This is a genomic window from Parasphingorhabdus sp. (genome assembly GCF_039982395.1).
GTDB lineage: Bacteria > Pseudomonadota > Alphaproteobacteria > Sphingomonadales > Sphingomonadaceae > Parasphingorhabdus.
The window spans coordinates 434,891-461,148 of sequence record NZ_JBDWYO010000001.1 but is presented as its reverse complement, the minus strand read 5'-3'; the positions used below and the strand labels follow the sequence as shown (position 1 = coordinate 461,148).

The 26,258-nt window shown below is 51.6% G+C and carries 23 protein-coding genes; 7 read left to right on the top strand and 16 right to left on the bottom strand.

Annotated features, from left to right (window positions below):
- Window positions 1–4 precede the first annotated feature (4 nt).
- The 12 genes from ABJV08_RS02285 to ABJV08_RS02230 form a co-directional block, all read right to left on the bottom strand.
- A complete protein-coding gene (locus tag ABJV08_RS02285) occupies window positions 5–1,345 on the bottom strand; it encodes a flippase (RefSeq protein WP_348038936.1) in 1,341 nt (446 codons plus the stop codon).
- Window positions 1,346–2,815: a hypothetical protein gene (locus ABJV08_RS02280; RefSeq protein WP_348038937.1), complete on the bottom strand. Its 1,470-nt coding sequence runs from the start codon at window positions 2,813–2,815 to the stop codon at window positions 1,346–1,348. It abuts the gene before it with no gap.
- 48 nt (window positions 2,816–2,863) lie between these two features.
- On the bottom strand, window positions 2,864–4,207 hold the full coding sequence (locus ABJV08_RS02275) for a nucleotide sugar dehydrogenase (RefSeq protein ID WP_348038939.1): 1,344 nt from the start codon (window positions 4,205–4,207) through the stop codon (window positions 2,864–2,866).
- Window positions 4,208–4,274: 67 nt separating this feature from the next.
- A complete protein-coding gene (locus ABJV08_RS02270) occupies window positions 4,275–5,441 on the bottom strand; it encodes a glycosyltransferase family 4 protein (RefSeq protein WP_348114588.1) in 1,167 nt (388 codons plus the stop codon).
- 58 nt (window positions 5,442–5,499) lie between these two features.
- Complete coding sequence (locus ABJV08_RS02265) at window positions 5,500–6,678, bottom strand: glycosyltransferase family 4 protein (RefSeq protein ID WP_348114586.1); 1,179 nt, start codon at window positions 6,676–6,678, stop codon at window positions 5,500–5,502.
- 53 nt (window positions 6,679–6,731) lie between these two features.
- Window positions 6,732–7,331 (bottom strand): sugar transferase, encoded by a 600-nt coding sequence (locus ABJV08_RS02260; RefSeq protein ID WP_348038944.1) that lies wholly within the window; start codon window positions 7,329–7,331, stop codon window positions 6,732–6,734.
- Window positions 7,332–7,343: 12 nt separating this feature from the next.
- Window positions 7,344–8,498, bottom strand: a complete 1,155-nt coding sequence (wecB, locus tag ABJV08_RS02255; RefSeq protein ID WP_348038946.1) for a UDP-N-acetylglucosamine 2-epimerase (non-hydrolyzing) — start codon at window positions 8,496–8,498, stop codon at window positions 7,344–7,346.
- Between the two features lie 11 nt (window positions 8,499–8,509).
- A complete protein-coding gene (locus tag ABJV08_RS02250; protein ID WP_348038948.1) occupies window positions 8,510–9,625 on the bottom strand; it encodes a hypothetical protein in 1,116 nt (371 codons plus the stop codon).
- Entirely contained in the window at window positions 9,622–10,653 is a 1,032-nt protein-coding gene (locus ABJV08_RS02245) for an SDR family NAD(P)-dependent oxidoreductase (protein ID WP_348038950.1), read from the bottom strand. The genes ABJV08_RS02250 and ABJV08_RS02245 overlap by 4 nt, the downstream gene beginning before the upstream one ends.
- Window positions 10,654–10,900: 247 nt before the next feature.
- A complete protein-coding gene (locus ABJV08_RS02240) occupies window positions 10,901–11,716 on the bottom strand; it encodes a TIGR03084 family metal-binding protein (RefSeq protein ID WP_348038952.1) in 816 nt (271 codons plus the stop codon).
- On the bottom strand, window positions 11,713–13,542 hold the full coding sequence (locus tag ABJV08_RS02235) for an acyclic terpene utilization AtuA family protein (RefSeq protein WP_348038954.1): 1,830 nt from the start codon (window positions 13,540–13,542) through the stop codon (window positions 11,713–11,715). Before ABJV08_RS02235 ends, ABJV08_RS02240 begins: the two co-directional genes overlap by 4 nt.
- 5 nt (window positions 13,543–13,547) lie before the next feature.
- A complete protein-coding gene (locus ABJV08_RS02230; protein WP_348038956.1) occupies window positions 13,548–13,937 on the bottom strand; it encodes a VOC family protein in 390 nt (129 codons plus the stop codon).
- Between the two features lie 154 nt (window positions 13,938–14,091).
- Here ABJV08_RS02230 and ABJV08_RS02225 point away from each other — a divergent pair, with 154 nt between their 5' ends.
- The 5 genes from ABJV08_RS02225 to ABJV08_RS02205 all read left to right on the top strand — a co-directional run bounded on the left by ABJV08_RS02225 (window position 14,092) and on the right by ABJV08_RS02205 (window position 17,669).
- The gene (locus ABJV08_RS02225) at window positions 14,092–14,865 is read left to right on the top strand and encodes an SDR family oxidoreductase (protein ID WP_348052701.1); all 774 of its coding nucleotides are present in this window, start codon (window positions 14,092–14,094) and stop codon (window positions 14,863–14,865) included.
- Window positions 14,866–14,973: 108 nt separating this feature from the next.
- Complete coding sequence (locus tag ABJV08_RS02220) at window positions 14,974–15,906, top strand: NmrA family NAD(P)-binding protein (protein WP_348038960.1); 933 nt, start codon at window positions 14,974–14,976, stop codon at window positions 15,904–15,906.
- 5 nt (window positions 15,907–15,911) lie between these two features.
- Window positions 15,912–16,679, top strand: a complete 768-nt coding sequence (locus ABJV08_RS02215; RefSeq protein ID WP_348038962.1) for an SDR family NAD(P)-dependent oxidoreductase — start codon at window positions 15,912–15,914, stop codon at window positions 16,677–16,679.
- 59 nt (window positions 16,680–16,738) lie between these two features.
- Complete coding sequence (locus tag ABJV08_RS02210) at window positions 16,739–17,293, top strand: RNA polymerase sigma factor (protein WP_348038964.1); 555 nt, start codon at window positions 16,739–16,741, stop codon at window positions 17,291–17,293.
- A 1-nt stretch (window position 17,294) separates the two neighbouring features.
- On the top strand, window positions 17,295–17,669 hold the full coding sequence (locus ABJV08_RS02205; RefSeq protein WP_348038966.1) for a DUF6768 family protein: 375 nt from the start codon (window positions 17,295–17,297) through the stop codon (window positions 17,667–17,669).
- A 6-nt stretch (window positions 17,670–17,675) separates the two neighbouring features.
- Here the strand turns inward: ABJV08_RS02205 and ABJV08_RS02200 are convergent, their stop codons facing one another.
- From ABJV08_RS02200 to ABJV08_RS02185, 4 genes are all read right to left on the bottom strand, one after another.
- Window positions 17,676–18,665, bottom strand: a complete 990-nt coding sequence (locus tag ABJV08_RS02200; RefSeq protein ID WP_348038968.1) for a HupE/UreJ family protein — start codon at window positions 18,663–18,665, stop codon at window positions 17,676–17,678.
- On the bottom strand, window positions 18,662–19,450 hold the full coding sequence (locus tag ABJV08_RS02195; protein WP_348038970.1) for a peptidylprolyl isomerase: 789 nt from the start codon (window positions 19,448–19,450) through the stop codon (window positions 18,662–18,664). The genes ABJV08_RS02200 and ABJV08_RS02195 overlap by 4 nt, the downstream gene beginning before the upstream one ends.
- A 77-nt stretch (window positions 19,451–19,527) precedes the next feature.
- Entirely contained in the window at window positions 19,528–21,417 is a 1,890-nt protein-coding gene (locus tag ABJV08_RS02190; protein ID WP_348038972.1) for a DUF3604 domain-containing protein, read from the bottom strand.
- A gap of 88 nt (window positions 21,418–21,505) precedes the next feature.
- Complete coding sequence (locus tag ABJV08_RS02185; protein WP_348038974.1) at window positions 21,506–23,113, bottom strand: NAD(P)/FAD-dependent oxidoreductase; 1,608 nt, start codon at window positions 23,111–23,113, stop codon at window positions 21,506–21,508.
- A 157-nt stretch (window positions 23,114–23,270) separates the two neighbouring features.
- Between ABJV08_RS02185 and ABJV08_RS02180 the strand changes: the two genes are divergently transcribed.
- Window positions 23,271–25,088 (top strand): DUF885 domain-containing protein, encoded by a 1,818-nt coding sequence (locus tag ABJV08_RS02180; protein WP_348038976.1) that lies wholly within the window; start codon window positions 23,271–23,273, stop codon window positions 25,086–25,088.
- Between the two features lie 273 nt (window positions 25,089–25,361).
- Window positions 25,362–26,204, top strand: coding sequence for a DUF6597 domain-containing transcriptional factor (locus tag ABJV08_RS02175; protein ID WP_348038978.1), 843 nt, complete (start codon window positions 25,362–25,364; stop codon window positions 26,202–26,204).
- The last annotated feature ends 54 nt before the right edge of the window (window positions 26,205–26,258 follow it).

The following is a 26,258-nucleotide window of genomic DNA, read 5'->3' as shown; positions in this document are numbered from 1 at the left end:
CTTTTTATCTTTGGCCGACTAAACCGGTTGTCAAAGCGTAAATGATATCGGGTTTGATTTTGATATATTTTCGGACCATGTACCCGCGTTGGACCTGAATGGCCGCCAATGAAAGGCTGGTAGCAATGGCCGCGCCAATTGCCCCGTAAAAAGGGATCAAAGCCAAGTTGAGAATGATGTTGAGAACTGCAGCGTTTATCCCCGTGATGAGTGATTTTTTCTCATGGTCGGTCATGTTTAGAAGCAAAGCCGTTGGGCCCGAGCATGCGCTAAAAATCTGACCTACAACCAGAATAACAATAATAGGATAGGCAATCAGGAACTCTCGACCGATAACAAACTCGAGAAAATATTGCCCCAGAAAAACCAGTATCAAGGCAAAAAAGAGAGCAAATACCGAAGATATGGTGACACTGTAGCTAACCAGTTTCTGAAGATAGGTATAATTTTCCGTTCGATATGCACGGACAATCTTGGGCCCAATAAGAGCGTTGATTGATGTTTGTGCGATAAGCAAGAGTGCTGAAAATTGAAGAGCAACGCCATACCCGCCCACTGCTACTACGGTACTGAGCATGCCGATCATAACAATATCGACGCGATGGTTGAGAAACCCAACGCCTTTAACGAGTGAAAGCGGAAGCAAGCTCCTAAACCAGTCTTTCGACTGGTAATTTGGTTTTTCGTTTCCAAAGTCCGGTAATCCGGTCCGGATGCTTCGCATTGCAATCGAAGCGGCCCACAACACCGCGATACAGATCGCAAAAAAATGAATGGCCATGACCATTTCGGCGGTAAGTGGCACATAAGTCAGACTGACAAGCAATATTGTCAAGAAAAGTACTTGCCGAATAATCCCGTTGGGTAACGCATAATGTATCGGCTTCTCGAAACCCTGAATAATCCCCGTAACCCAATATAATAGGGCGAACCCAAACAGCAGCCCGATTGACCAAAGTCTGAGATTCCAAGAAATTCGGCTATCTGGGAAAAACATGCCCGATGCGAACCAAGCTGTTGCGGTGACCGTGCCCAAAATCAGAATGAGCAATAGAGACCATAGGATCACGGCGGTGACGCTCGAGGTTTTCTGATCTGTGCGGCCCTTCACGATCTCTCGGGTCATCAAAGTCGGCAGCCCAGCATCGGCCGGGATCAACAGCAGATTCACAATCCCGAACACAAAGATATATATACCATATTGCTCTATACCCAAAGTGCGGGAAAGAAGGATTGTTAAAACAGCGCCAAGCGCAATGCTCGTGAAGCTGATAAGCAGCAGAAAAACTGTGGTTTTTCCAGCTGATGAACCATGCCAGGCTTCGATAAGGCGGCGATGCAACATTTACCTTACCGCTAGTTCTTCGTGTTCAGTGCGCTGCGTAAAAAATTGGATGGTATACAGATAGATAAAAAACATAGGAATGCTCGTTAATACGCCATTGATGAAGAACTTATTCAGGTCGATCAGCGCAATGTTCATTCCGATTAAGGCCGCAGGAATATAAATGAAGTTTAAAACCTTTAGCTCGGGTACGATGATTCTGCTCATTACACCAAACACTAGGCCCAGAGGGATACAGATTAGGATCAACCCAATCCAACCGAACTGCCATAATAGGTCAGCGTAAAGCGTGATACTCATCCGGTTATTGTCCCGGCCAGTCACCAAAAAATAGAAATCTTGTCCTGGCCCCCTCAATACCGGTTTGTCCGGCCAGATTATACGCGGGATAAAGATAATGCCGATCTGATTGAGGGATTTTGATTCGACACCATCTGCTTTAAACCGCATGGCTGTGGCCTGTTGCGCTGTATAATTCAGTCGTGTCCACCAAAGTTGAGCGTCGAACCTCTTTATCTTCGCCACGGATTGGTTGTTCTCATCGAAGTAGCTGGCAACTGCTTGAGCGCGCGCTATCGGTCCAGCAACGATCTCGCCGCCCATTCCGTCAACGCGTAATTCAAGTCTAGCATTGGCTACGATCGGTTGGCTAAAGACATAGATCGAGACTACAGCTAGCGTCATCAAAGCGACAGGACCACTCTTCCGCTGTGCAATGTAGTAACCCATTATGGGAAAGATCATTGCTGTGACCATTAGATTTTTGGACAATGCGAGAATGGTCAAGCCAAAATGGATTGGCCATGCCACGGCAAACAATAGCATCCACCATTGACCGCGCCTTAGTGCGACAAATAGTAAAAGACCAAAGCCAACATCTGACAGCGTGCTGAGCGTTCGAATAAATCCTGGAATGGTTATCGATACAATACCCCAGTCCGAAGGGAACATCAGGATATAGCGCAAGAACAAGCCTGATCCCAATATAGCAATGGTTGCCGACTCAGGTCTAATGAAAAAGCCTTGGGTAGAATCCACAAATGCCCCAATTTTTGGATTTTTCCCGAGCGACAGGAACAGTCCAAACACAACACAGCATATGCCTATCAGACTCAACGTTATTGCATCAAAAACTTCGGGAGGCGATGCGTAGATTGGGCGTCTGGCAAGATATTCCAGAGTTATCGGGTTGCCCAATACGTTCACCAAAGGTCCAAAGCCATGAAATGCCGCGGTTGAGATGAGGAAAAGCAATGCCGGTGACCATGTCAGTGCCGGCTCGATACTTACCAATTTAATGCTCGCTATTCCCAGAATTGCAATCAATGTGATGGGAACAATGAATGTCATTGTTTCAAAAACACCATCACTGGTAAAAAACTGCGAAACGGAAAGGCAGGTAACGGTCAATAAAAGCAACATAAGGGCTGTGCCGCCATATATAGCCTTTATGTCGTTCGCCCGTTCCATATCGTTAGCCAGCCAATCGGTCTGATGATGCAGGCGTGAAAATCACTATCAAGCCTTCACAACATTTGTCATAGAAAGCGCATGCTTGGCAATGATATTGCGGGTGTCTACAATGAGATTGGAGTTCTGGACAACCATAGCATAGTCCACCGCATCGTGGTCTGTCGCAATAAGAACTGCGTCATAGTTTTTGATAGTGTCGGAGCTTAAGTTAATCGACTTGCGGCCAGCCAGTTGTTGATGCTCTCTCGTTGGCGGAATTTCTGGCACATGGGGATCAAAATAGTCTGTTGTGGTGCCTTTTGCTTCCAGCAAATCGATCAAGGCGAGGGCGGGGCTTTCCCGCATGTCGTTGACATTCTTTTTATACGCTATCCCGACAATCAAAACACGTGCTTTGCTAGCGGCCAACCCCAGTTTCTCGCTCAATGCGTCTACCATGCGACTGACTACATATTGAGGCATGGCCACGTTTATTTCACCGGCCAACTCGATAAATCGCGTTGTCATCCCATATTCACGGGCTTTCCACGAGAGATAAAACGGATCAATCGGAATGCAATGTCCGCCCAATCCAGGGCCAGGTGTGAAGCGCATGAAACCAAAGGGTTTGGTGGCCGCGGCATCAATCACCTCCCAAACATCGACATCCATTTTCTCGAAGATCAATTTCAACTCGTTGACCAGTGCAATATTAACCGCCCGGAATACATTCTCGGTTATTTTTACCGCTTCTGCGGTCGCTGGCGTTGATACAGGAACCACTTGATCGACGACCGAGTCATAGAATTTTGTCAGAACCAGCAAAGCTTGTTCACCATCTCCGGCGACAACCTTTGGAATGGTTTCTGTATGATAAGTAGCGTTGCCAGGGTCTTCCCGTTCTGGCGAGAAACCGAGGAAGAAATCGACACCGGACTTTAGCCCGCCTTGTTCCAAGATGGTTTTTAAAACTTCTTCTGTAGTTCCGGGGAAGGTTGTCGATTCCAGAACAATGGCCTGTCCGGGTCGCAAACGTTGCAAAATATCGTTCGCGGTTGTGATGACAAACCCCAGATCGGGCTCTCTTTGTTGCGACAATGGTGTCGGGACGCATATAATTATGATGTCACATTCGGCCAACTTGTCGAAATCGCTGGTCGCGAAAAATTTATTCTGATCAACCAGTTTAGACAATTTTGCCGATGGAACGGCATCAATGTAAGAATTGCCTGCGTTTAACGACACAATCTTGGTCGGATCGACGTCAAAGCCTAGAACATCATATCCTTTGGCAGCAGTTGCCACCGATAAAGGTAATCCTACATAGCCAAGTCCAATTATGCCAACGACGGCTCGACGTGCGTCAATTTTTTCAACTAGCGTTTCGCAAGTTTCAGACAATTCTGACATTTATGTTTGTCCGATTATTAGAGAGAGGAGGAGTGATTGCTGTAAAACCAGCGCAATCTTGGGGTTTTTAGAAGAGGCGTCGATTATTGTCGACTATCTTTTTGTTATTTAATTTCTCAGTCGCATATTCCAAACACCTCAGCTTGATTTGGCGCCGTTCTGCCGGTTCAATTTTTGAAAAAGCGTCGATTTTTTCGGCAAAAATTTTCGGGTCGTCGATGGGTAAGTCCCAACCGACACCGATTTTATCCAACTCAATCCAAGGCGTTTGGTCGCTTATCAACACGGGCAATCCAACGCCAAGCGCTTCGGCGATAGCATGGCCATAATTTTCACCCTTGGTTGGTGAGAAAAACAGATCTTTTTGGTTTAGCATATCGGGAATCATCGCAGGTGATACGGGGCCAGAAAAGTTAACCGTTACGTGATCGGGTAGCGTCTGAACCAAATCCTGGCAAATCTGCCAATAATTTTGATCTTCACATAGTCCCGTGATTTCCAGATCGACAGGTGTCCTTACATATTTGAGCGTTTCGATTGCAAAATCGATGTTTTTTATCGGGGCCACTCTGCCCAAGAGGGATAAATTGAGACGTCCAGTGGTTTCGGATGGGAATGGTTGTCCTTCGATCAGCGTTCCGGAGGACATGGAAATATTCTCGGCAACCATGATATTGATATTCGTTCTTTTGATAAAGTCGGCGCCCAGCTGCTTTTCAAAATCAACTCTCTCTTTTTCGCTGGAGATTTGAATAACCAGGCCGCGAAGCACAGCAAAAATTTTGAATAACTTCAACAGCAGTTGCTTCTGTCTCGCCCTGATGGACATTGCTCCATCCGAGAGTTGACCCCTAATCGCCAGAACAAATTTCGCCCGGGGGAGTATCCCCAAGCGTCGAAGGAACAGTATTCGTATAGTGAATAGCATATCCCATAGACTGTTCAGGTAAACGACATCCGGGGAAATTCCCCGGATCAAATTTTTCAATTTGGAATAGGTAATTTCCTTCCTTGGGAGATAAATTACTCGGTATTTATCCCTTTGAATCCAACTTCCGATTTCGATATCAGGATAGCTGTTTTCATCACCTAGATCACGGTCCAAGGTTACGAGGTAAAAATCAAACTCATTGCTCAGCAGAGATATCATGTTTGCAAGCGTTCTTGGGGGCCCGCCGGCTTTATAGCCTGGCAAGAAATATCGGTTAAATATTAGCACCTTTCGCTTGGTCATTTGAACACGCCAATAGATTTTGTTAGAGTATCTGGCATAAAATTTCCCAATGGCAATATCATTGCATATTTTCCAGGCCATCAATGATCTTTGCCCATTGTTGAAGCCGCCGATCCGGTTTCAGCATCATTTGATGCGTATTGGCTACACTGGATTTCATAATGTTGATTTTGTTTCGATCTTTCGCCACCAGAAGCAGCATATCGGAAATTTCAGCAGCCGTCCGGCCTTTGGAAACATAACCCAAAGATCTGGCCATAATCATTTGGGCCAATTCGCTTTCCTGCTCAACAATGGCGAGAACCGGTAAGCCCAAACCGAAATAAGTCAGCAGCTTTGATGGATAGGCAAAGCGATAAATGTCGGGTTCAATGGAGACAATACCATAATCAGATTTCGCGATGATATGTTTCGCTTCTGCAAAGGGCAGATGCGGTTGGAACTTGATATTGGTCAAGCCATTCGCAGACCGTTTTAGTTGGTTTAGGGCCTTACCTTCCCCAAGAAACAATATTTGGATGGTTGGGCATTGTGATTCAATGATCCTCGCAGCATCGACAATTTTGTCCAGGCCCTGGAACAACCCCAAATTACCGGCGAAAATTATTCTTATGGGCTGCTCGTTATGGTCATCTGCTGCTGTATGTTCAGCCGTATTCTCCGTTGCGGTATCGAAGTCATCCAAATTGAAATTGTTCACTATCTCGAGTGAACCAGAAGGTTTTTGCAATTCCAAAACTGTTTGAGCCATATCTTCTGAAAGTGTGACCAAACAGTCGGCTTCCCGCCGGTTCCGTTTTTCGACTGCTTTTATCAGCCTGTAAAACAGCCCTGTCTCCTTCAAAAGCCCCATTTGATTGGCAATCTCGGGGTATAAGTCCTGACAGTGGTAGAGAAATTTTGCGTTGAACAGCTTGCTGGTCTTTCTACCTACAAACCCCTGTACCACAGGTGGTATCGTTGCTGTCCAGACCAAGTCATATTTTTGGCCGGATAGCTTGGCAAACATGGCTTTGATCAAAATGCGGAGCGGAAACAATATTTTCCCAAGCATCGCTATCAGTTTGATTTTGCTAGCCAAGGGGAAGCGGCTAATCCGATGTACGGCCACACCTTCGAGATCTTGATGGGACGGGCAGTCTCGACTCATGTCTGATGATTTATAGCAGGGCTGCTCGCACCAGATTGTGATGTCATGGCCTTGCGTTGCTAAATGCGTAGATATAGTGCGCAACATGGAGGCGTAAGGAGGGCTATCCGGCCAAAAATGGCGATAAATGATCAGAATCTTCATGTGGATGTGATCGTTCTAAAAATATAAACGATATCCTTTTTGAAGCTGTAATTTTCAAAATAGTCTCGGTTGATTGCCACTTTATGGGGCCAAATCACGTTATCATTGTAGGCGATGGGATCCTGTTGCTTGGCAAGAATGATCTCTTCATCTCGATATTCAAGAGTCGCAGGCCCAGTGATTCCAGGCCGTAAATTCAGTATCACCTTGTCCTGTTCTTTTAGTTTTTCCGCATATTCCGGCATGTCTGGGCGAGGGCCAACAAAGGACATTGTGCCCGCCAACACATTCCACAGTTGGGGCAATTCATCGATTTTGGTTTTGCGAAGAAACCCGCCAATCGGAGTGATTCTGGCATCATTTGCCGCAGTAATATGCGTTTTATTATTGTGAACGATACGCATGGTGCGGATTTTGTAAATGGTAAAGGGCTTGCCGAACCGTCCCATTCGCTTTTGGGAAAAGAGACCGAACGCCTTGGTACTGAAGGTTGCTACAATGATCGCCACCAATATTATTGGCCACAAGACCAGCAATCCTGCCAATGAGATTATTAGGTCAAAAAGTCTTTTGAGAAACCTATCCGAAGAAGTCATGGCTGTTTACAATCAGAAATCGTTTAATCGGATGCCATCCCAGTCATTGGACAGTCTTGCCGTGCCGATAATCAATTTAGCAACACGTTCCGCAGTATTTTCGATTAGGTAATCAGTGGGAATTGCATATTGCTTTTCATTTTCAAGGTTCGCTTGAAATATGGCAGTTACAGCGGCAACAGATTCAAGGATATTTTCTTCATTGAGTCCGGTGACAATGATATTCCCGGTATCCAAGGCTTCCGGTCGCTCGATCGCATCGCGGGGCGTGATCGCGGGGAATCCCAAGATACTGCTTTCTTCTGCAATCGTTCCGCTGTCGGATATCGCGCAAAAGGACTTCATTTGCAGATGATTGTAATCGTGAAAGCCAAAAGGCTTCAAGTAGCGAACGCGATCATCCAGCGCCATGCCGTCTAGGCTTTCAAGTCGGTTGCGTGTGCGGGGGTGAGTGGACACAATGACCGGAAACCCATATTTCTCGGCTAAAGCGTTTAGCGTGTTTACCAACGATGTGAGCCGGTCCCTGTTGTCGACATTCTCTTCCCGGTGAATAGATACGATAAAATATTTTCCGGCTTCGAGTTCCAGTTCGTTCAGGATATCGGATGCTTCGATTTTGGTTCGATAATGTTCAAGTACTTCGTACATCGGCGAGCCGGTTAGATATATCCGCTGATGTTCCAGTCCCTCGCTAAGCAAATGGCGGCGGGCATGTTCTGTATAAACGAGATTGAAATCGCTGATATGATCTACCAATCGTCGATTGGTCTCTTCAGGAACATTGCGATCAAAGCTCCGGTTTCCGGCTTCCATGTGATAGACAGGAATTTTCATCCTGCGGGCTATTATGGCCGCGATGGCACTGTTGGTGTCACCCAAAACAAGCATTGCATCAGGTCGGTCTGCTTTTAATAGCTTTTCTGTCTCGATTAATATGCCGCCAAGCACCGTCCCGAGACTGGAAGTGTCGACCCCGAGAAAATTGTCGGGTTTTCGCACTTCTAGATCAGAAAAGAAAACTTCGTTCAGTTCATAGTCCCAGTTTTGTCCTGTATGTGTGATCCGGTGATCCACATGTTGGTCGAGTAAAGTCATGACGCGAGAAAGCCTGATAATTTCCGGCCGCGTGCCAAGGACAGTCATGACTTTCAATTTTGACTTCATGGGTGAACTCCTCAAACCGGATCAGCAAAAGTGTCTGGGTTGACTGGATCGAACAGATGATGAGACCAGAAAAAAGTAGTCACATCCTCGTCTGTCTGATTTTCAATAGCATGTGTATGCAGTGGCGGCATATCGATGGCAGCGGGTTCGTTACCCGATACGCGAAATTCATGCACTTCATCGCAAAGAACCCGCCTGATGCGGATTATGGCATCACCTTTTACCACAAGAAAACGTTCAACGAGATCGAGGTGAAAATGATCGCCACGTCTTTTGCCGGGCTTGGTGGTCGATAGAAAACTCTGTGGTTGATTACCACCTTTGGCAGCTTCGAAAAGCATGCCTCGATGATCTTCGTTCACCTTCAGCATATTCGGGTAATGATGCGGGAAACTCGCTGTTCGGTAGCTGTTAAAAAGCGCGAGATCGAAAGGGTCGCTGACATCGGGAAAGATATTTGTGCTATAGTCTCGATGGAATGATTTTAGCCTATCATATAGGTCGATTACGGAAATGTCGCGACCTTCCGGTTCGATGGTTCCGGTTTTGATATCAACTATTGAATCAATTGCTAATTGCGCCGCTTTCCCGGCGTGCAACAGTTGAACCCGGCCGTCCGGGTTCAGTTCTGCTTCCTCATTTTTCCATATTTTGTCAATCAGCGTCGCTGTGACGTTATTGTAATAAGGAATGGCACATTCACCGAAAATATGGGGATAGACTATGTCGGTAAAACGACTGGCAAAATCTGAGAGGGTTTCTTTTGCTATTCGTTTGGAGCGACCATAAAAGCTGTCATTCCGGCTGTGCGTCGAATTTGCGTAAACAATATGCGGATTGATTTTGGCTTGCTGACATCCTTGAACCAATTGTTCGGCAATTTTCGGATTGGCCCGCTCGACGAACTCTTCCTCTCCGCGGTTGACGCCAGCAAAGTGCAAGATCGCATCAGAACCTTGCAGCATTTCGGCAAGCGTATCGGTATCTCTAAAAGCTTCACGATCAATCTGCACCAACTCAAACTTTGGTGTTCTGCCGTGAAACTGGTCGCCACAAATTTCAGCGTGTATGCGCGCTGAAGCGTGCCAACCCAGCAAACCCTTCGCACCCGTGACCGCAATTTTCATGATTTTTCTAGTTTCCAGCTAGCTAGTTCGGCCTGAACCTCTGGCAGCGAAAGCAAAAGTTCTTTCACTCCAGCAACGTCCAACTGTTCGGTATTGTGCGAATGGAAGTCGTCCAGCTTCTGCGTTTTGTTCTCACCTTCGATGAAATAAGCGTTGTAATTAAGGTCACGCTCATCGAGTTGCAGGCGATAATAGTCCCCTAAGTCCTCAGCTCCCGCCAATTCCTGGGCGCTGGCTAGAGTTTCATATAGCTTCTCCGCATGGCGCCAGCCTATATGTTTTACTTCGTGTTCCGGAACTCCAAAAAGCTCGATCAGCGCGGTGACCAAATCCGAAATGGTTGCCGCCGGTGCTTTTTTTACAAAAAGATCGCCTTGTCGTGCTTTGTCAAACGCAAACCGTACCAACGCAACGCTGTCCCGGAGGGGCATTAGAAAGCGGGTCATTTTGGGTTCGGTTACGGTAATCGGTTTGCCAGATTTTATCTGCTTGATAAACAGCGGAATGACCGATCCACGAGAATACATCACATTACCATAGCGGACGGAAGAAATGATGGTGTCGGCATCGGGGCCAATTTCCCGCGCTGCTGATTGCACCAGCTTTTCCATCATGGCCTTGGATATTCCCATGGCATTGATCGGCATAACGGCCTTGTCTGTGGAGAGGCAAACCAAGCTTCTAACTTTGTGCCGGATGGCTGAGCGGATTACGTTTTCCGACCCCAGAACATTCGTCTTAACGGCCTCCATCGGGAAAAATTCGCAGGACGGCACCTGTTTTAGCGCGGCGGCATGAAATACGGCGTCCGCTCCAGCCATCGCTCTGTCGACGCTGTCTCGGTCGCGCACATCGCCAATGTAAAAGTTGATCCTGCTATCGTTGAGTTGGTTCCGCAGGGCATCTTGCTTCTCTTCATCGCGGCTCAGTATGCGAACTTCCGGTACTCCGGAATCAAGCAACTGGCCGAGCATCGTTTTGCCAAAAGAACCGGTACCGCCGGTGATCAGAACCGAATTTAGCTTCATATATTCCTCAGTCTGGCGACACCGTACGAATATCTGCCTGCTAAACAGCGGGAATGGATAAGTGAAGGAAAATCTGCACAATCTTTGAAGCCACTGCCCAAAAGAGACGCGCTTCTGCTAGCTAGTGGCAATCGGCCCTAAATTCCCCACCATTTCATCGCGCGCCGCGCCATGAAATGGTGGCTGCTGACGAACGGAAAAAGAGACCGGAGCGGCCATAAGGTGGATTGATGTAATCCAATCCTGTTCAACCAACCACCAAAGCCCTTACCCCCTTCGCCGGCGGTGTTTCCGGGCCACCCGCAAAGCATTGAGCGATTTCCATCCATTGGCGGGCGGTCGCGCCGACTGTCTCGAGATTGGTGTCATCGACATTGCGCGTCTGGGTGACGACCTGCGAAAATTCGACAGCGCTGCCGCGCACCACATTGTCTTCTTGTGGATCATTCCATTCCCAGATGGCGCCCGATGGCGCCGTTAGCTGGACAAAGGGCTTGGGAGCCGGCGGTTCCTGACGGCGATTGCGATAGGTCCAGCCATAGGTGGTGACGCCGAGATGCGCGATGTTGCGGACACGGTCTCCATCTGCACGTTCCTGGCCCAGGATATCGAATATCTCTTGCCCGTGCGACCAGCTTTCCATTTGGCGCGCGATGATCTTTGAACGGGTGGTCATGTCGGGACCGGCCCAGGCAACGCGATGTTCGGGATCGGCTTCGCCATAGGCGGCGGCAAGTTTCGGATAATAGTCGCTATAGGCATCCAGCAGAGCCCTGCCGCGGATCCCGCCGGCATGTTCGTCCAGCCATGCATATTGCATGTCGATGTGGCTCTTGCCGGCCTGAAGCGCTGTCATCATCTCTTTGATGAATTGCTTGAAAGCGTCCGGGTCCTGCAACGTCATTAACGCGGCGGCGTTCCAGATATGCAGATGGCCAATGACATCTTCTATCGTCCAGCCTTTGAATTGGGTGATCGTAGCAAGCAGGCTGTCATCGGCATTGGCGAGGACGGCGGCGAGCGTGTCGCTCTCGTCTCTGAAATCCTGTGCTTCCTGCATCATTGCATTTGTCCTTTGTCATTGTTTAGCTGTTCAGCGAGCGCCGTCGGGATCATAACCGGATGGGCGAGCAATATCTGGCCATAGCCTTTGCCCTGGGCATCATTTCTGATGCTTGCCACGCCGCCGCCGCCCAGCACGGCATCGATCAGAAAATTGATCGCATGGGAGCCGGGCAGTGAATATTTCTCTACTTTCGCGGGATCAGCACCACCGTCGATAAAATGGCCAAAGCGTTCGGCCACGGAATTTCGGGTTAGAGCCGCCCAGATATAAGGAAGATAGGCTGGATCGCGGGCGATTACGCCGACATTGGCCTTATTGCCTTTGTCGCCGGATCGTGCCCAAGCCAACTGGATTAGCGGCACCATGAGATCGGCATCCGTTCCGCCGGGCGCCGATGGAAGCCGCGGGCGTTCGATGACGGCCGGATCGAAAGCCAGGCCGTCGGCATCTTGAAACGCGATTATTCCGCCATCGATATCAATCTCTATGCTCAGTGCGTTTTTCGGCGTGAGATAGGAAAACAGGCGCACCACGGGCGAAGGCTTGGCGCGGGCGCCGGAAAAGCCGCTCAGGCCTGCTGGCGTGGCCAGACCCAATCCAGACAGTTCGCGCAGCAAGATTCCGATGGCCGTCGCTTCACTATGTTTGGCAGCGATTTTTGCAACCACTTCACGCGGCGCGCTGTTTGCTGAAAAGTCGCCAAACTGGCTTTCGGCACCGATGAGCTCGACGCTGGTCTCGCTATAATCGCCTAGATTGTGGCCACGCAAAATTCGGTTGGCCCGGACAAAGACATTGTCGCAGAATTTCTGAGCTTTGCGGGCCGCATCAAATCCGTAAAAACTGACATAAGTGCCGCCGCGAAAGCCTTCGCCATAGGTCAGGCAGGTTTTATAATGATCCGGCGCGGCATAGCCTTTGGCCGGAGAAACCTGCACCAGATCCTCTCCCGTCTGGGCTATTGTGACGTCGGAAAAATCGCAGATGACGTCGGGCAGCATATAGGCCTGCGGATCGCCGATCTCGTATAGCATCTGCTCCGACACCGTGCCGACGGTTACACAGCCTCCGGTGCCTTCGGGTTTACTGACTGTGAAAGACCCGTCGGCGGAAACCGTGCCAATCGGATAGCCGATATTGGATATGTCGCCAGCGTCTTCCCAGTCGGTATAATTGCCGCCGGTGGCTTGTGGCCCGCATTCCAGCAAATGGCCCGCGAGGCTTCCGCTGGCTAGCAGATCATAGTCACTCGCCGACCAACCAAATTCGTGGATGCAGGCGCCAAGGGTCACTGCGCTGTCGACGCAGCGGCCGGTGATCACGATATCCGCGCCTTCCGCCAGTGCACGGGCTATCGGGAAGGCTCCGAGATAGGCGTTGATGCTGGCGATTTTGTCTTTGTCAGGGAAAGCCGCACCGGTGAACATTTCGGTAGGCGCGGCAGTTGCGATCGCATCCCGCTTGGCAAGCAGATTATCGCCAGTGATCACCGCCACTTTTAGATCGAGACCTTGCTCCTTGATCAGAGCCCTTGCCGCCTCTCCGCAGGAAGCGGGATTGACGCCGCCCGCATTGGCAATGACCTTGACCCCTTGCGCGGCAATGGTCCTGGCATGAGGTTTCAATACAGCGCTGATGAAATCGCCCGCAAAGCCCGCTGCTGGATCTTTGGCATGCGCGCGGGCCATGATCGACATGGTGATCTCGGCGAGATAATCATAGACTAGATAGTCGACACCCGCATCGAGCAGTTGCGGCGTCGCCATGGCGCTTTCGCCCCAATAGCCGCTAGCGCCGCCGATGCGGATGATCTTGTCCGGCATGTGCCTTAACCCATGCGGTGCAGGGCGCAGAGCTTGTTGCCGTCCGGGTCACGCAGATAGGCGAGATAGAGCTTGCCCATGCTGCCTTCGCGAACGCCTGGAGCATCCTCGATAGACGTTCCGCCATTGTCGAGGCCGGCCTGATGCCAAGCATCGGCCTGTTCAGGAGAATCGCATGCAAAGCCTACGGTTCCGCCATTGGCCGGGCAGGCTTCTTGTCCGTCAATCGGTTGGGACACGGAGAATATTCCGCCACCATGCATGTAGAAGAGCCGGGTCGTGCCGTCCTTAACATCAACCATAGGTTCGCCAGCGCCGAGTGTTCCCAGAAGGGCGGTGTAGAATGTTTGGGACCGTTCGATGTCGTTTGTTCCGACCATGAGATGACTGAACATTATTTTCTCCTTCGTTGCATTTTCGATGAACTGCAAAATCCCGCGCGCCTGGAACATAGGCACCCGTTTTCCTGCGCGTGCAATCTTGCGCTTGTTCTACCCGCTTCGCATCTTTAAGCGAGTGATTAATTTATTCAAGCAGGACAAGATCAAAATGCAATTGCAAGACAAGATTATCGTCATAACCGGCGGTGCCAGCGGCATCGGTGCAGCTATGGCTCGCCGGTTCGGGGCGGAAGGCGCGAAGAAGATCATCTGTGCGGACCGCGATCTTGCGGGGGCGCAAGCCGTTGCCGATGAAGTGGGCGGCGTTGCGATCAAGACGGATGTTTCTTCGGCGACAGACATAAGCGATCTCATCGAAACTGTCGAAAACGATATCGGCCCGATTGATCTGTTCGTCTCCAATGCCGGCATCATTACCATTGGTGGCGCGGAAGTGGATGATGAAATTTGGCAGAATATTTGGGACATCAATGTGCTAGCTCATATCCGGGCCGCGCGGATTTTGGTGCCCAAAATGGTCGGTCGCGGGGGCGGCTATTTGCTGAATACCGCTTCGGCTGCCGGGCTGCTGGCACAGATTGGGTCCGCGCCCTATTCGGTGACGAAGCATGCCGCGGTCAGCTTCGCCGAATGGCTGGCCATCACCCATGGAGCAGAAGGGCTGAAAGTTTCTGTGCTCTGTCCGCAAGGCGTCGACACACCGATGATTGCCGGCGTTGATACATCCACCGTGGCTAAGGATGGCATCATCAGTGCCGAAGGTGTGGCCGATATTTGCGTTGAAGCAATTGGGGACGAGCGCTTCCTGATTCTCCCTCACCCCAAAGTGGGTGACTATATCAAACAAAAGGGCGCCGATCCGGAGCGCTGGATTTCCGGCATGCAGCGCTGGCAGGCGATGTTGAACGAAGAGGCGGGCTGAGTTGGCTCTCGGTAAACCGGCCCTAACAATAATGTCCTGACAAAATGGAGCATTGGGGCTGGGCAGGTTCGGCTCTAGCGTCTCTCCATAATCAAAAGGAGAGATAATATGGCATTGGTTTCAGTTGTGGGTGCGACAGGGCGACAAGGTCTGGCACAAATACGGCAATTGGCTGCAGCGGGGCACAAGGTTCGTGCATTGTCACGCAGCGAAAACCCCGATCTGGGCGGCACCAATGCTGCTGATGAATGCCGTACGATCGATCTCTATGATGATTCGACCTGGGTTCCGGCCTTTGAAGGTTCCGACGCTGTTTTCTATACCCATCCACTACAAGCGCGGGAAGATCGCGCAACTATGGTCGGCCGGGTAGCGGCTGCGGCCAAGGAAGCGGGCACTGAACGCTTTGTCTGGAACACTTCCAGCTGGATTCCGGAACGTCCCGGTGATCCTCACACATATGGCAACAATACCATTGCGGTGAACGAAATCATGCGTTCCGGCATGCCGGCAACGGTATTCGGTTCGGTCTTGTTCATGGACAATCTGCTGACCAACTGGGCGCGGCCGTTCATCGTCGACGAGAAGCGCTATGTCTATCCACATAATGCGACTCTGGAAGCGAACTGGATCAGTCTTGACGATGTTGGCAAATGTATGGTCGCGGCTATGGACCGTCCTGACTTTGAAGGTTCATGGCTTAACATCGGCGGACCTCAGCGTGTCAAACCCCCAGAAGTGGCAGAAATTCTGTCTCGGGTATTTGGGCATGAAATTAAATATGATCCATGTACACCAAAGGAATTTGGGGACTATCTGGTTGAAGCTTTCGGCGATGATGTGCCACCGGAAAACCGTGAAACCATGGCTGCCGGCATCACCGCATTCTACGAATATAACAACAACAACGTTACGAGGCCGTTCGAGGTGGACACAGACTTCATGCAGCAGCGCCTGCCAGAAGTTGAGTTCGAAACGCTGGAACAATGGGCTGCGCGGCAAGATTGGTCTGACGAGGCGCATAGACCGCCAGCAGGATAGAACCCATGACAAAACGCATGGATGACAAAGTTGTGCTGGTGACCGGCGGTGCTTCGCGCCCCGGTCTCGGCGCAGCGATTGGCGAACGGCTGGCGGCGGAAGGCGCCATTGTTGTTCTCACCGATATTGATCTGCCGGGTGTGGAAGAAACCGCTGCATTGATCAGAGCCAAGGGCGGCAATGCGTCTGCCGCAAAGCATGACGTAGCATTGCAGGAAGATTGGGACTCAGTAGTCACAGCGCTGCTCGCAGACCATGGTCGATTAGACGTGCTGGTCAACAATGCCGGTATATTGGATGTCGCTGGCATGGGCAGCGATCGCGCCGTCGGTGCGCTGCGCAGCCAATTTGAAGTCAATGTTGCTGGCAGCTTTATCGGCACACAAGTTGCGGTAAGGGCGATGCGGAAATCCGGCGGCGGTTCAATCGTCAATATGTCATCGGTTGCAGGGCTTGTCGGTTTCCGCGGAAGCGCGAGCTATGCGGCATCCAAAGGTGCCGTGAAGATGTTCAGCAAATCCGTAGCTCTGGAAGTTGCTGCCGAGAATATTCGCGTCAACACGGTGCATCCCGGCATTATCAGGACGAATATGCAGGACCAGGGTGCCGAAACCAACTCAGACAATTATGACGCCATCGAGGCTGCCATTCCTGTCGGACGACTGGGCGAACCAGAGGATATTGCCAATTGCGTGCTGTTCCTTGCTTCGGATGAATCGACCTATGTGACTGGCGCTGAATTTATTGTCGATGGCGGCTATACCGCTCAATAATTTTGCATGATTGAACCTTTTTGCGCTTTGCTCCGACTATAGGGGTAAAGGTTAGAGGCATGAGCGCGCGATATAATGAAACCGACAGGATATTCGATGAGCTGCTGCTCACGCGCATGCAGGCGGGCGATCGACGGGCCGGGGAGCGGCTTGCAGCGCGTTGGTACCCCCGATTGATGAGCACCGCTTTTCGGCTGTTGCGGGATGAGGAACAAGCAAGGACCGCAGTGCAAGAGACATGGGCCGGCATTTGCAAAGGCTGGCAAAACTTGCGCGATCCTTCCCGCTTCGCTCCATGGGCTTATCGCATCTTGCATCATAAATGTTCCGACCGGATCCGGCGCAATCAGCGCGAACGGACACAGCAGGGCAATTTTGCGGAGGATCAGACCATAGCCGCATCAGCCGAAAACAAAGTGACGCTGGATCAGGCTTTTTCCGCGTTGAGCGAAGAACACCGCATCGCGGCAACATTCTATTTCGGCTCGGGACTGACGGTACAGGAGATTTCTCAAGTTACCGGCTGTCCCCTCGGCACAGCCAAAAGCCGGGTGTTTCATGCCCGGCGCCAGCTCAAGAAGCTGCTAACAGACGATGTAAAAGAAGGAGAATGACATGACACAATTTGATGAGGAACTCGCGGCCGATATTGCAGCGGACGACAAAGCCTTTCTGGACGATCTGGAGAATGGGCGGGGGCTGTTTGATCAGCTGGGCGCAACATTACATGGTCCCATGCGGTTCTGGTCCTATATCGTCGGAATCTCCACTTTCGCCTTTTTCCTGCTGGCGCTCTATTGCGGCTGGCAGGCTTTTCAGGCCGAGCAGATCCGTGAAACAATCCTGTGGTCGGCCGGATTTCTGATGTTGTTCCAATCTGTAGGCTTGCTCAAAATGTGGTTGTTCGACCGGATGAATCTATTGTCACTGCTGGCGGAAATGAAGAAGATTGAGCTTAGAGTGGCGCAGCTTGGTAGCAGCAAGCGCTGAACGGGTTCAGGCTATCATGCGTTCAACGAACCAGTAGGTGGCAATGATTCCGATTCCATAGGCGGTGGCCGTTTTCGCGGGGTGCAACCAGCTCGGCTGAAACTTTCGTAGCCCGTGAAGCACGGCCAACGCCAAAGCGACGATCGCCAGCTGTCCTATTTCGACTCCCAGATTGAAGGTTAGCAACGCCAGTGGGACGTCGCCCTCGGGCAAACCGATTTCCGCTAGCGCCCCGGCAAAGCCGAATCCGTGGAGCAACCCGAACAGAAAGGCGACGATCCATGGGAAGCGTTCCGATAGGCGCAGATCATCCGGTTTGGCTTTGACAACCTCGACAGCCAGAAAGACAATAGAGAGCGCGATGATCGCTTCAACCGGTCGGGAAGGGAGCGATAAGAAACCAAGCGTCGTTCCGACCAAGGTAAGGCTATGGGCAATGGTGAAGGCGGTGACGGTCTTGGCTATGAGCCAGCCGCCCTTCAGCAGCAAGACCAGTGCGAGCACGAAAAACAGATGATCGAATCCGAGCAATATATGTTCGAATCCGATGATCGTATAAGTTGCTGCGACATTGGAGATGACGGACGGTTTCTCCAATGTTGCGACATGTTGGGCAGGCGTCAGACGGACGGTTTGCATGGCGCTGTCAATCGGAGCAATGCGCGCGAGCGCATCGGTGGATGACAGCTCAAGGCCCTTTAGGCCGATGGCTTGTCCCTGAATGGACCCTTTGCATTTCAATGTGAGTCGGGTGAGGATATTGCTGGCCGCAAATTCGCGTTTGCGTTCATCTGTGGCTTTGCAATTCTCGGGCAATATGATTTCGCCGTTCCTACCAAGGCGCGAATTTGCCGATGCCTTCCAGAGGAGCGTCCATTGGCCCGGAGATTGCTCGGTCATTTCGATATAGGCAGGCCGCAATTCATCGGCGCGCGCGCTTGTCGACCACAGGGAAAGGCCGAGGCACAGCAATATTACAGCGAACCAGCGGTTCATGGTCGGCCAGCGACCGTGATTTCATATTGTGCGCGATAGTCAGATAGCGCCTTTTCCTTTTGCGCGGCTTGACCATCGGCGCGCCAGTCGTTGACCACCTGTTGCCGGACATCATTGAGTGCGGCCTTTTTGCCGGGGGTTATGCCGGTAAGTTTGACCGCGTGAACGCCAAAGCCGGATGTGATCGGGCCGCGCCACGCACCGGGCTTCAATGCTTCAATCTGTCCGGCAAAACGATCACCAAACGGCCGGGATATCTCTGAGCTGCTGGCTTGTGTGAGTGTAGCGGGCAGCGATATGGATTGCGCAAATTTGGCAGGATCTATGCCGGCATTCATTTGATCAATCCGTTTTTTTGCATCGGCTGAGTCGATTTGGCCCAAATAGATTTGTGTAAAATCATAGAGTGGTTTCAGAGCATATTTGTTGGGATATTTATCCATCCATTCTTGCAGAACGGCATCCGATGGATCGGCATTGGCCGTTTCTTCGCCATCGATAAACCGCATCTTTGTATAGAGCCTGCGCCGAATGACCGGATCATTTTTGTCGAGCCCCAATCGCAAAGCTTCACGATAATAGATTTCTTCGGCAATTTCCTGGTCAATCAGGCTGTCCAGTTCATCCTGTGTTGGCGCCCGACGGAAATTTTGAACCCAGGTTGCCTTGAGGCGCGCAATATCGGAATCACCGACGTTGATAGCATAATCCGCCGGGTCTCGGTTGGTGCCGGTCGCCCAGAAAAATCCAAAAACCAGCAGCGCGCCTCCAAGAAAATGGATCAAAGGTTCTCGAGTTAACTTGCGAAACATATTCCGTACAACCTGTATTGTTCAATCACCGCCTGAACGGCCGCGTTCGTTTATGCCGCGGGCGTATACCAGATAGGCGAACTATAAGCGCGTTCCTGCTGAATCTTGATCACTTCATCAGGCAGAGTCAGGTTGAATTTTAACGCATCATAAACCGGCCAGGTCGGGGTCGGAATTTCGAGCACACGAACATAGTAGAACGCGTTTTGCGCGGCATCGAAATCTGGATCTTGCCAGAATGTCATCAGCTCCGAAGCGCCGGTGGCATTGTCCCAAGTGCCTTTGGTCAGATCGACGCTATTGGGAACCGGGGCGAGCTTGCCATCTGTTCCCAACTTGCGGGTATCAGCATCACTCCAGCTGACATTATAGATTGTTTCCTGGCTTTGGCCGTTTGCATTGACCCATCCCTTGACCACCTGGATCCGATCCAGACTGGCGCTTTCGGGGTCCATCATCGCGCTGATCAGGAATTTCGGTGCTGCACCGTCCCCACCGTTCAGATCTCCGCCCATTGGGACGCCCTTGGCATAGCCCGTTTTGACGATATCCGCGGTATCTTCAGCGGTAAAATCAAAGCCGCCAAAGAAACGGACCTGCATCCGCGGACCGGTGGTCGCATAGACCTCGCGGCGCATCATCGCGTCGAAAATGGCTTCCCGTGTGTTGCTGGTCGCCCAAACCGCCGCATAGCCGCTGGATAGGTAATGCCAACCGAACCGGCCTTTGCGGGTTCCCAGATTCTGTGGGTCCAGAGCACGGTTTTTGTTGTTTGCCTCGTTGCCACTATGCTTGCCGTAAAAATTATTCTCGTCCGCCGTGGCAAGCGACGTATGGCTGTCGGTGGAGCCGATCACGCCAAATTTGAAGGGATTGGCGCCCAATGCGAGGGTCAGTTCCAGCCCGCGCTTCAAGGCTTCGCGGGTGTAGCTTCCGGCATAGCTTTCGGGCGCCATGTCTTTGGTGCAACTCAGGTTGCATTTGTCCCAACCGGCGACACCATAGTCGGCAAACTCATCGTTGGGCGAGAGGAAAGGATGGCTTTCGCTGTCGCCCTTGATCTGGGTAACCTCGACAATTGGCTCACGCAGCGCTCGAATTTTTGCATAGGCGGCATCAATGGGGCTGCCGTCAAACTTTTGCATCGCAAACATTCTGCCGTTCGAGACATTGCTGTTGTGCGGAATGGCTAACACTTTGCCACCGGTTTTTTCTTCATAGGCGGCCATATAGCCCCAAAGCTTTTCCGGATCCTGTGAAACCAGTGCGGGAAAAGGAACGGTGTCGCCCATATCTTTTGGACCGTCGCGGAACATCACAACCCGGTGAAGATTGTCGCCATCCGGCATCGGTGTATACTCGAAACCCATGAACGCTGTAAATTTGCCCGGTTCATTATATCGATCGATTGTTTCGCCATGCTTTTTCCAGAGGTCCGCCGTCCGTTCCCGTGTCTGTTCGGGATCGGTTAACGAGTCAGGCAATGTGCCCTTGGCCGCGCGATCGATCAGTTCTGATGTTACCTGTAATGCGCCTTCGTCACTCTCGTTCATCATATCGTGCCAACGCAGGAGAAAGTCATTGGTGAGGAGCGCGATGCGCGGTGCTTCCATAATGGCTTTGGTCGCACCCATTGCATCGCTGTGGTCGGCAATCACTAGAAAATCGAGAGGGCGTGACAATGTTGCTTTATCGCCTTTTGTCGCCGTGACTTCCTCGCCCCGCGCAAATCTCAACGCAGCTTCAGCGTCCAGTCGATTGCCAAAACCGAAAGCGTCGATGCTATTGTCGGTGTGGAGATGGGTGTCGCCCCAAAACACTTGTTCGGGGTAAGCGGTGTTCTCAACATCCCCGCTATTGCTGCCATCATCTTCTATTTTGGTACAGCCAGAAACAGCCAGAGCAGCCGTGCAGACGGCCAACATCAGTGGATTGCGCATATCGATTTCCTCACCCATTTTTTGGTGAAGCTATCCTCCCCATGTCTTAGGCGCAAGAGCCAGCTGATAAGACCAGCCTGTCGTAGCGTCAGCGGAACCAGCGACTCAGAAAGCTACGTTCCTTCAGTATGACATTGGCAGCATTATGACCCGGTGCGCCGGTGACGCCGCCTCCGGGATGGGTGCCCGAGCCACACATATAGAGGTCGGCAAGCGGGCCTTTGTAGCTTGCCGCGCCGACCACCGGACGGGCTGACCAGAGCTGGTCTAGCGACATACGGCCATGAAATATGTCACCACCGATCAACCCGAATTTGCGTTCCAGATCGAGAGGAGACAGTGCTGTTTGTCCCAGTATCTTGTTCCGGAACCCCGGTGCATGATCTTCTATCACGTTCAGAATGGCCGCCACGGCAGCATCGCGTTCATCGTCCCAATTGCGACCTGTCGGCAAAGCGGGGGCAAACTGTTGGCAGAAGAGACTGGCTACATGTTGGCCCGCCGGTGCCAGGCTATCGTCAACAAGACTGGGAATGAGCATTTCTACAACTGGCTTGCGCGACCACCCAAACCGGCGGGCATCCTGATAGGCCTGGTCCATATAATCCAGAGAAGGTGCCATGATGATTCCGGATTTCAGATGATCGCCGATCCCGGGAAGATCAGTGAATTCGGGCAGGCCATCCAAAGCGAGATTCATCCGGAAGCTGCCGGAGCCACAGTGGTAGCCAGCCATCATGTCGCGAAAGTCAGTGGGCAGGTCGGCGGGGCGGATGAGTCGATCATATAGCAGCTTCGGTCCAACGTTGGCGACAATCTTAGGTGCGTGAATATTCTCTCCCTCGGTTGTGCGCACGCCAACGGCGTGGCCCTTCTCAACGAGCAATTTCGCGACGGGCGTTTCGAGGCTGATCTCCACTCCGGCCTCTTTACAGGCTTCGGCCATGAGTTCTGTGATCTTCCCCATGCCGCCGATCACATGGCCCCATTGTCCTGACTGTCCATTGACCTCACCAAAGACGTGGTGGAGCAAAACATAGGCGCTGCCGGGTGTGTCGGGGCTTGCGTAATTGCCGACAATGGCATCAAATCCGAACGCCGCTTTGAGGGGGGCGCTTTCAAACCAATGGTCAAGCAATTCGCGCGCGCTCAGCGTGAACAGCTTTAAGATATTATGCTGTTCCAGCGGCGCTAGGCGATTAAATCGCCTAGCCGTCTTGATCGCCGTCAGCATGGCTGCAGCTCCATCGCCGATATTTGGCGGAATCTCCAAGGCCATATCGCGCAACAAATCTGCTGCCGAATCCAGCATGGCGTAATAGGCTGGTAATCGCGCTGCATCGGTTTGGGAAAAACGTGCAATCTCTCGTTGCGTCGCTTCCAAAGACCCGCCGAGGAGCAGATGTTGGCCTTGCCCAAGCGGAAGGAAGTTGTTTTTGGGCCGCTCGATCACGCGATAGCCGCGTTGCACCAGTCCCATGTCGGCGATGATTTTGGGTTGGAGGAGCGAGACGGTGTAGCTCGCGGTGCTATTGCGGAAACCGGGATGAAACTCCTCTGTCACCGCTGCGCCGCCGATCACATTGCGGGCTTCTAATATCCGGACCTTCATTCCGGCGCGAGCGAGATAATAGGCGCAAACAAGGCCGTTGTGGCCGCCGCCGATAATTAGAGCGTCCGGAGAAAGTGCCTGCATGGTGCCAGAGCCTAATGGCGGACAATCGCGCCAGCAACCACCAATTGGTAACTGTGCTTCCCCTGAGTCCGGAGCGCACCGGCGGTCCAGCAGATTTGTGCAATTCAAAAGGGAATGATAGGGCCGAGGAAATTTAAGGCAAAGAAGGAAGATTTTGATGAAAAATATGTTGCTGACCGCCGCCTCTGCATTGGCATTGACCGGCTGTGCCGCCGGATCCGCTACCGAGATGCCAACGAACCAAGCGGTCGCGCCGGCAACAGAGGACATCAACACGCAATTGTCTGCTTTTTTCAAAGATTATGACGATCAGGAAATTGCAGAATCCCCGCTGTCCAAAGCCTATCGCGGCATTCGGGATGCGGACTATGGAAAATGGAATGATGCAAGCGAAGCTGCAGAGGTAAAGCAATATGAACGCGGTCAGGCCGCGGTCGCTAAAATGGAAGCGGATTTTGACGAGAGCCAGTTAAGCGAATCCAGTCAGCTGAGCTACCGACTGTTTCAGGCGCGGGCCGAACGATCGAGCAAATCTTTCCCGTTCCGCCGCAATTCTTATATTTTTGATCAGATGAATGGGGCGCAGAGTCAAATCCCGGCGTTCATGATCAACATCCATCGGGTGGCGAATAAGGCGGATGCCGAAGCCTATGTGAGCCGCCTTGGCGCTGCCGGGGATTTGATCGAGACTCTTGTTGTGCAGTCGGCGGAGCGCGCGGATGATGGAATCATCGTCCCGGATTGGGTATTTCCTTATGTGATCAATGACGCAAAAAATGTGATCAGCGGTGCCCCGTTCGAGAAGGGTAAGGATTCACCTATTTATGCGGATCTCAAAAAGAAGGTCGGCGCTCTGGACATTTCCGAAGCAGAGAAAGCTGATCTGATCGCCCGAGGTGGAGCGGCGCTGACCGGCCGATTGAAGCCGTCCTATCAAAAATTAATTGCGGAGATGGAGCGCCAACAATCCATGGCTGTCGATGGTGATGGCATCTGGCGGTTCAAAGATGGTGCGGCTTATTATACCGAGCGGTTGAACAATTATACGACGACCAATTTGACGGCAGACGAAGTGCATCAAATCGGCCTCGAGAATGTAGCGCGCATTCATGGCTTGATGCGCAAGATCATGGCAGACGTTGGGTTTACTGGCAGTTTGCAGGACTTTTTCCAGCATCTGCGCGCTGGAGACGAGTTTTTCTATAAAACGCGGGAAGCCTATTTGGCGGATGTCGATATCAAATTGGCCGCGATGGAGGCGAAGCTGCCGGAATTTTTCAACACGTTGCCGAAGGCACCCCTGGTCATCAAACCGGTAGAGGCGTTTCGCGAAAAATCGGCTGGCAAGGCGTTTTATAACAGCCCTGCTCCTGATGGATCGCGGCCTGGCACTTATTACGTGAATCTCTATAATTTGCGTAGCATGTCGAAGACGGAGCTAGAGGCATTGGCTTATCATGAAGGTTTGCCGGGGCACCATTTGCAACGATCGATTCAGACCGAGCTCGGCGATTTGCCGCCTTTCCGGAGATTTGGTGGCTGGACTGCTTATACCGAAGGTTGGGGACTCTATTCGGAAGAACTGGGCAAGGATATGGGATTTTACGAAGACCCCTATAGCGACTTTGGCCGGCTTGGCATGGAATTGTGGCGGGCGTGTCGGCTGGTTGTCGATACGGGCATCCATCACAAGCGCTGGAGCCGCGAAGAGTCTATTCAATATCTGACTGACAATACGCCCAATCCGGAAGGCGATATCCGCAAAGCGATTGAGCGGTATATTGTCTATCCCGGGCAGGCCACTGCTTATATGATCGGCAAACTCAAAATATTGGAGCTTCGGTCGAAGGCGCAAAAAGCTCTTGGTGATAAATTCAACATGGGCGGATTTCATGACGTGATTTTGAAAAGTGGCCCCGTGCCGCTTAACATCATGGAAGAGCGGGTCGATGCTTGGATTGCTTCGACCCTTTGAATAACAAGTAATTCCGCAACTATGTCCTTAAATGTCAAGAGTTTGAGAAAAATCTGTCGTTTTTGTACAATAGGGACGAAGCTTTTCCTGCGCATAGCAGAGCTGCGACCCGAGGAACTCATGCCATCGCATTGCGAAGGTTTTTGAGCTCTTTTCCTTTCAGGCCTGACCATTAAATTGGTTAGGCCTTTTTTTTTAACTATATTTTCAAACGATAAAAGAGCATCCATAACGCATCTGGACTTGGGGAAGTGGCAGATCGAGGGGTCCCAATTGGTTAGTTTGAGATATTATGCGCCAGCTGAAGATGTCCGGGACTTGGTCTCGGTCTATTATCTTTTTGAAGATGACCAGCCGCGATTTGCGGACAATGAGAGAGCCGCTATCGCCCAATTGCGGTTTTTACTGGAGGGCAGCGCGGTTATAAGTTTTGCCGACGGTAGCAGCTTTTCCCATGAAGGTTCGGTGCTGCAGGGCCCATCCACCGGGGCTATGCATGTTGATGTGACCGGACCGTTCCGGATGTTTGGCGTCGGGATTCTTCCGGCCGGCTGGGCCATTTCAACGCGGAAATCGGCAGCAGATTATGCAGATCGGGCAGTCAATGCCGACGAGGTTTTTGGCCCAGAGATTGAAAAGCACATGGAGTATTTGCGCGGTTGCGAGTCTCCGGAGGAGATGGTGGCCTGGGCGGACAAGATCTATCGGGCCCTGAAACCGCGACTCAAACCGGAAACGACAGTTTTTACCAAGATGGTCGATGAATGGCTGTCTTCTGAGCCTTCACCGCCGGTCAGCGGGCTGATGGAGCGGTCCTCGCAAAGCTCGCGACAAGTGCTGCGCACGGTGAACAAACTATATGGCATGCCACCCAAATATCTCGCGCGCAAATATCGCGCGCTGCGGGCGGCGCGGGCTTATGCAGAGCAGAATGAAGAAGAATTGCTCGAATTGGTCGATGCTTTTTACGATCAATCGCATATGATCCGCGAAGTGAAATTCTTTGCCGGCGTAACGCCGACGAAGCTTCGGGTGGGTGAGAGCGAGATTGCAAGCCTGATCGACCAGCGCAGCAATTTGAAGGGCAAGATTACATCGCTCACATCCGACACCTGACTGGAAGGATTGGAGGCATGTTTGCTGGTCGGCCAGATGCTGACGGATGCCGAA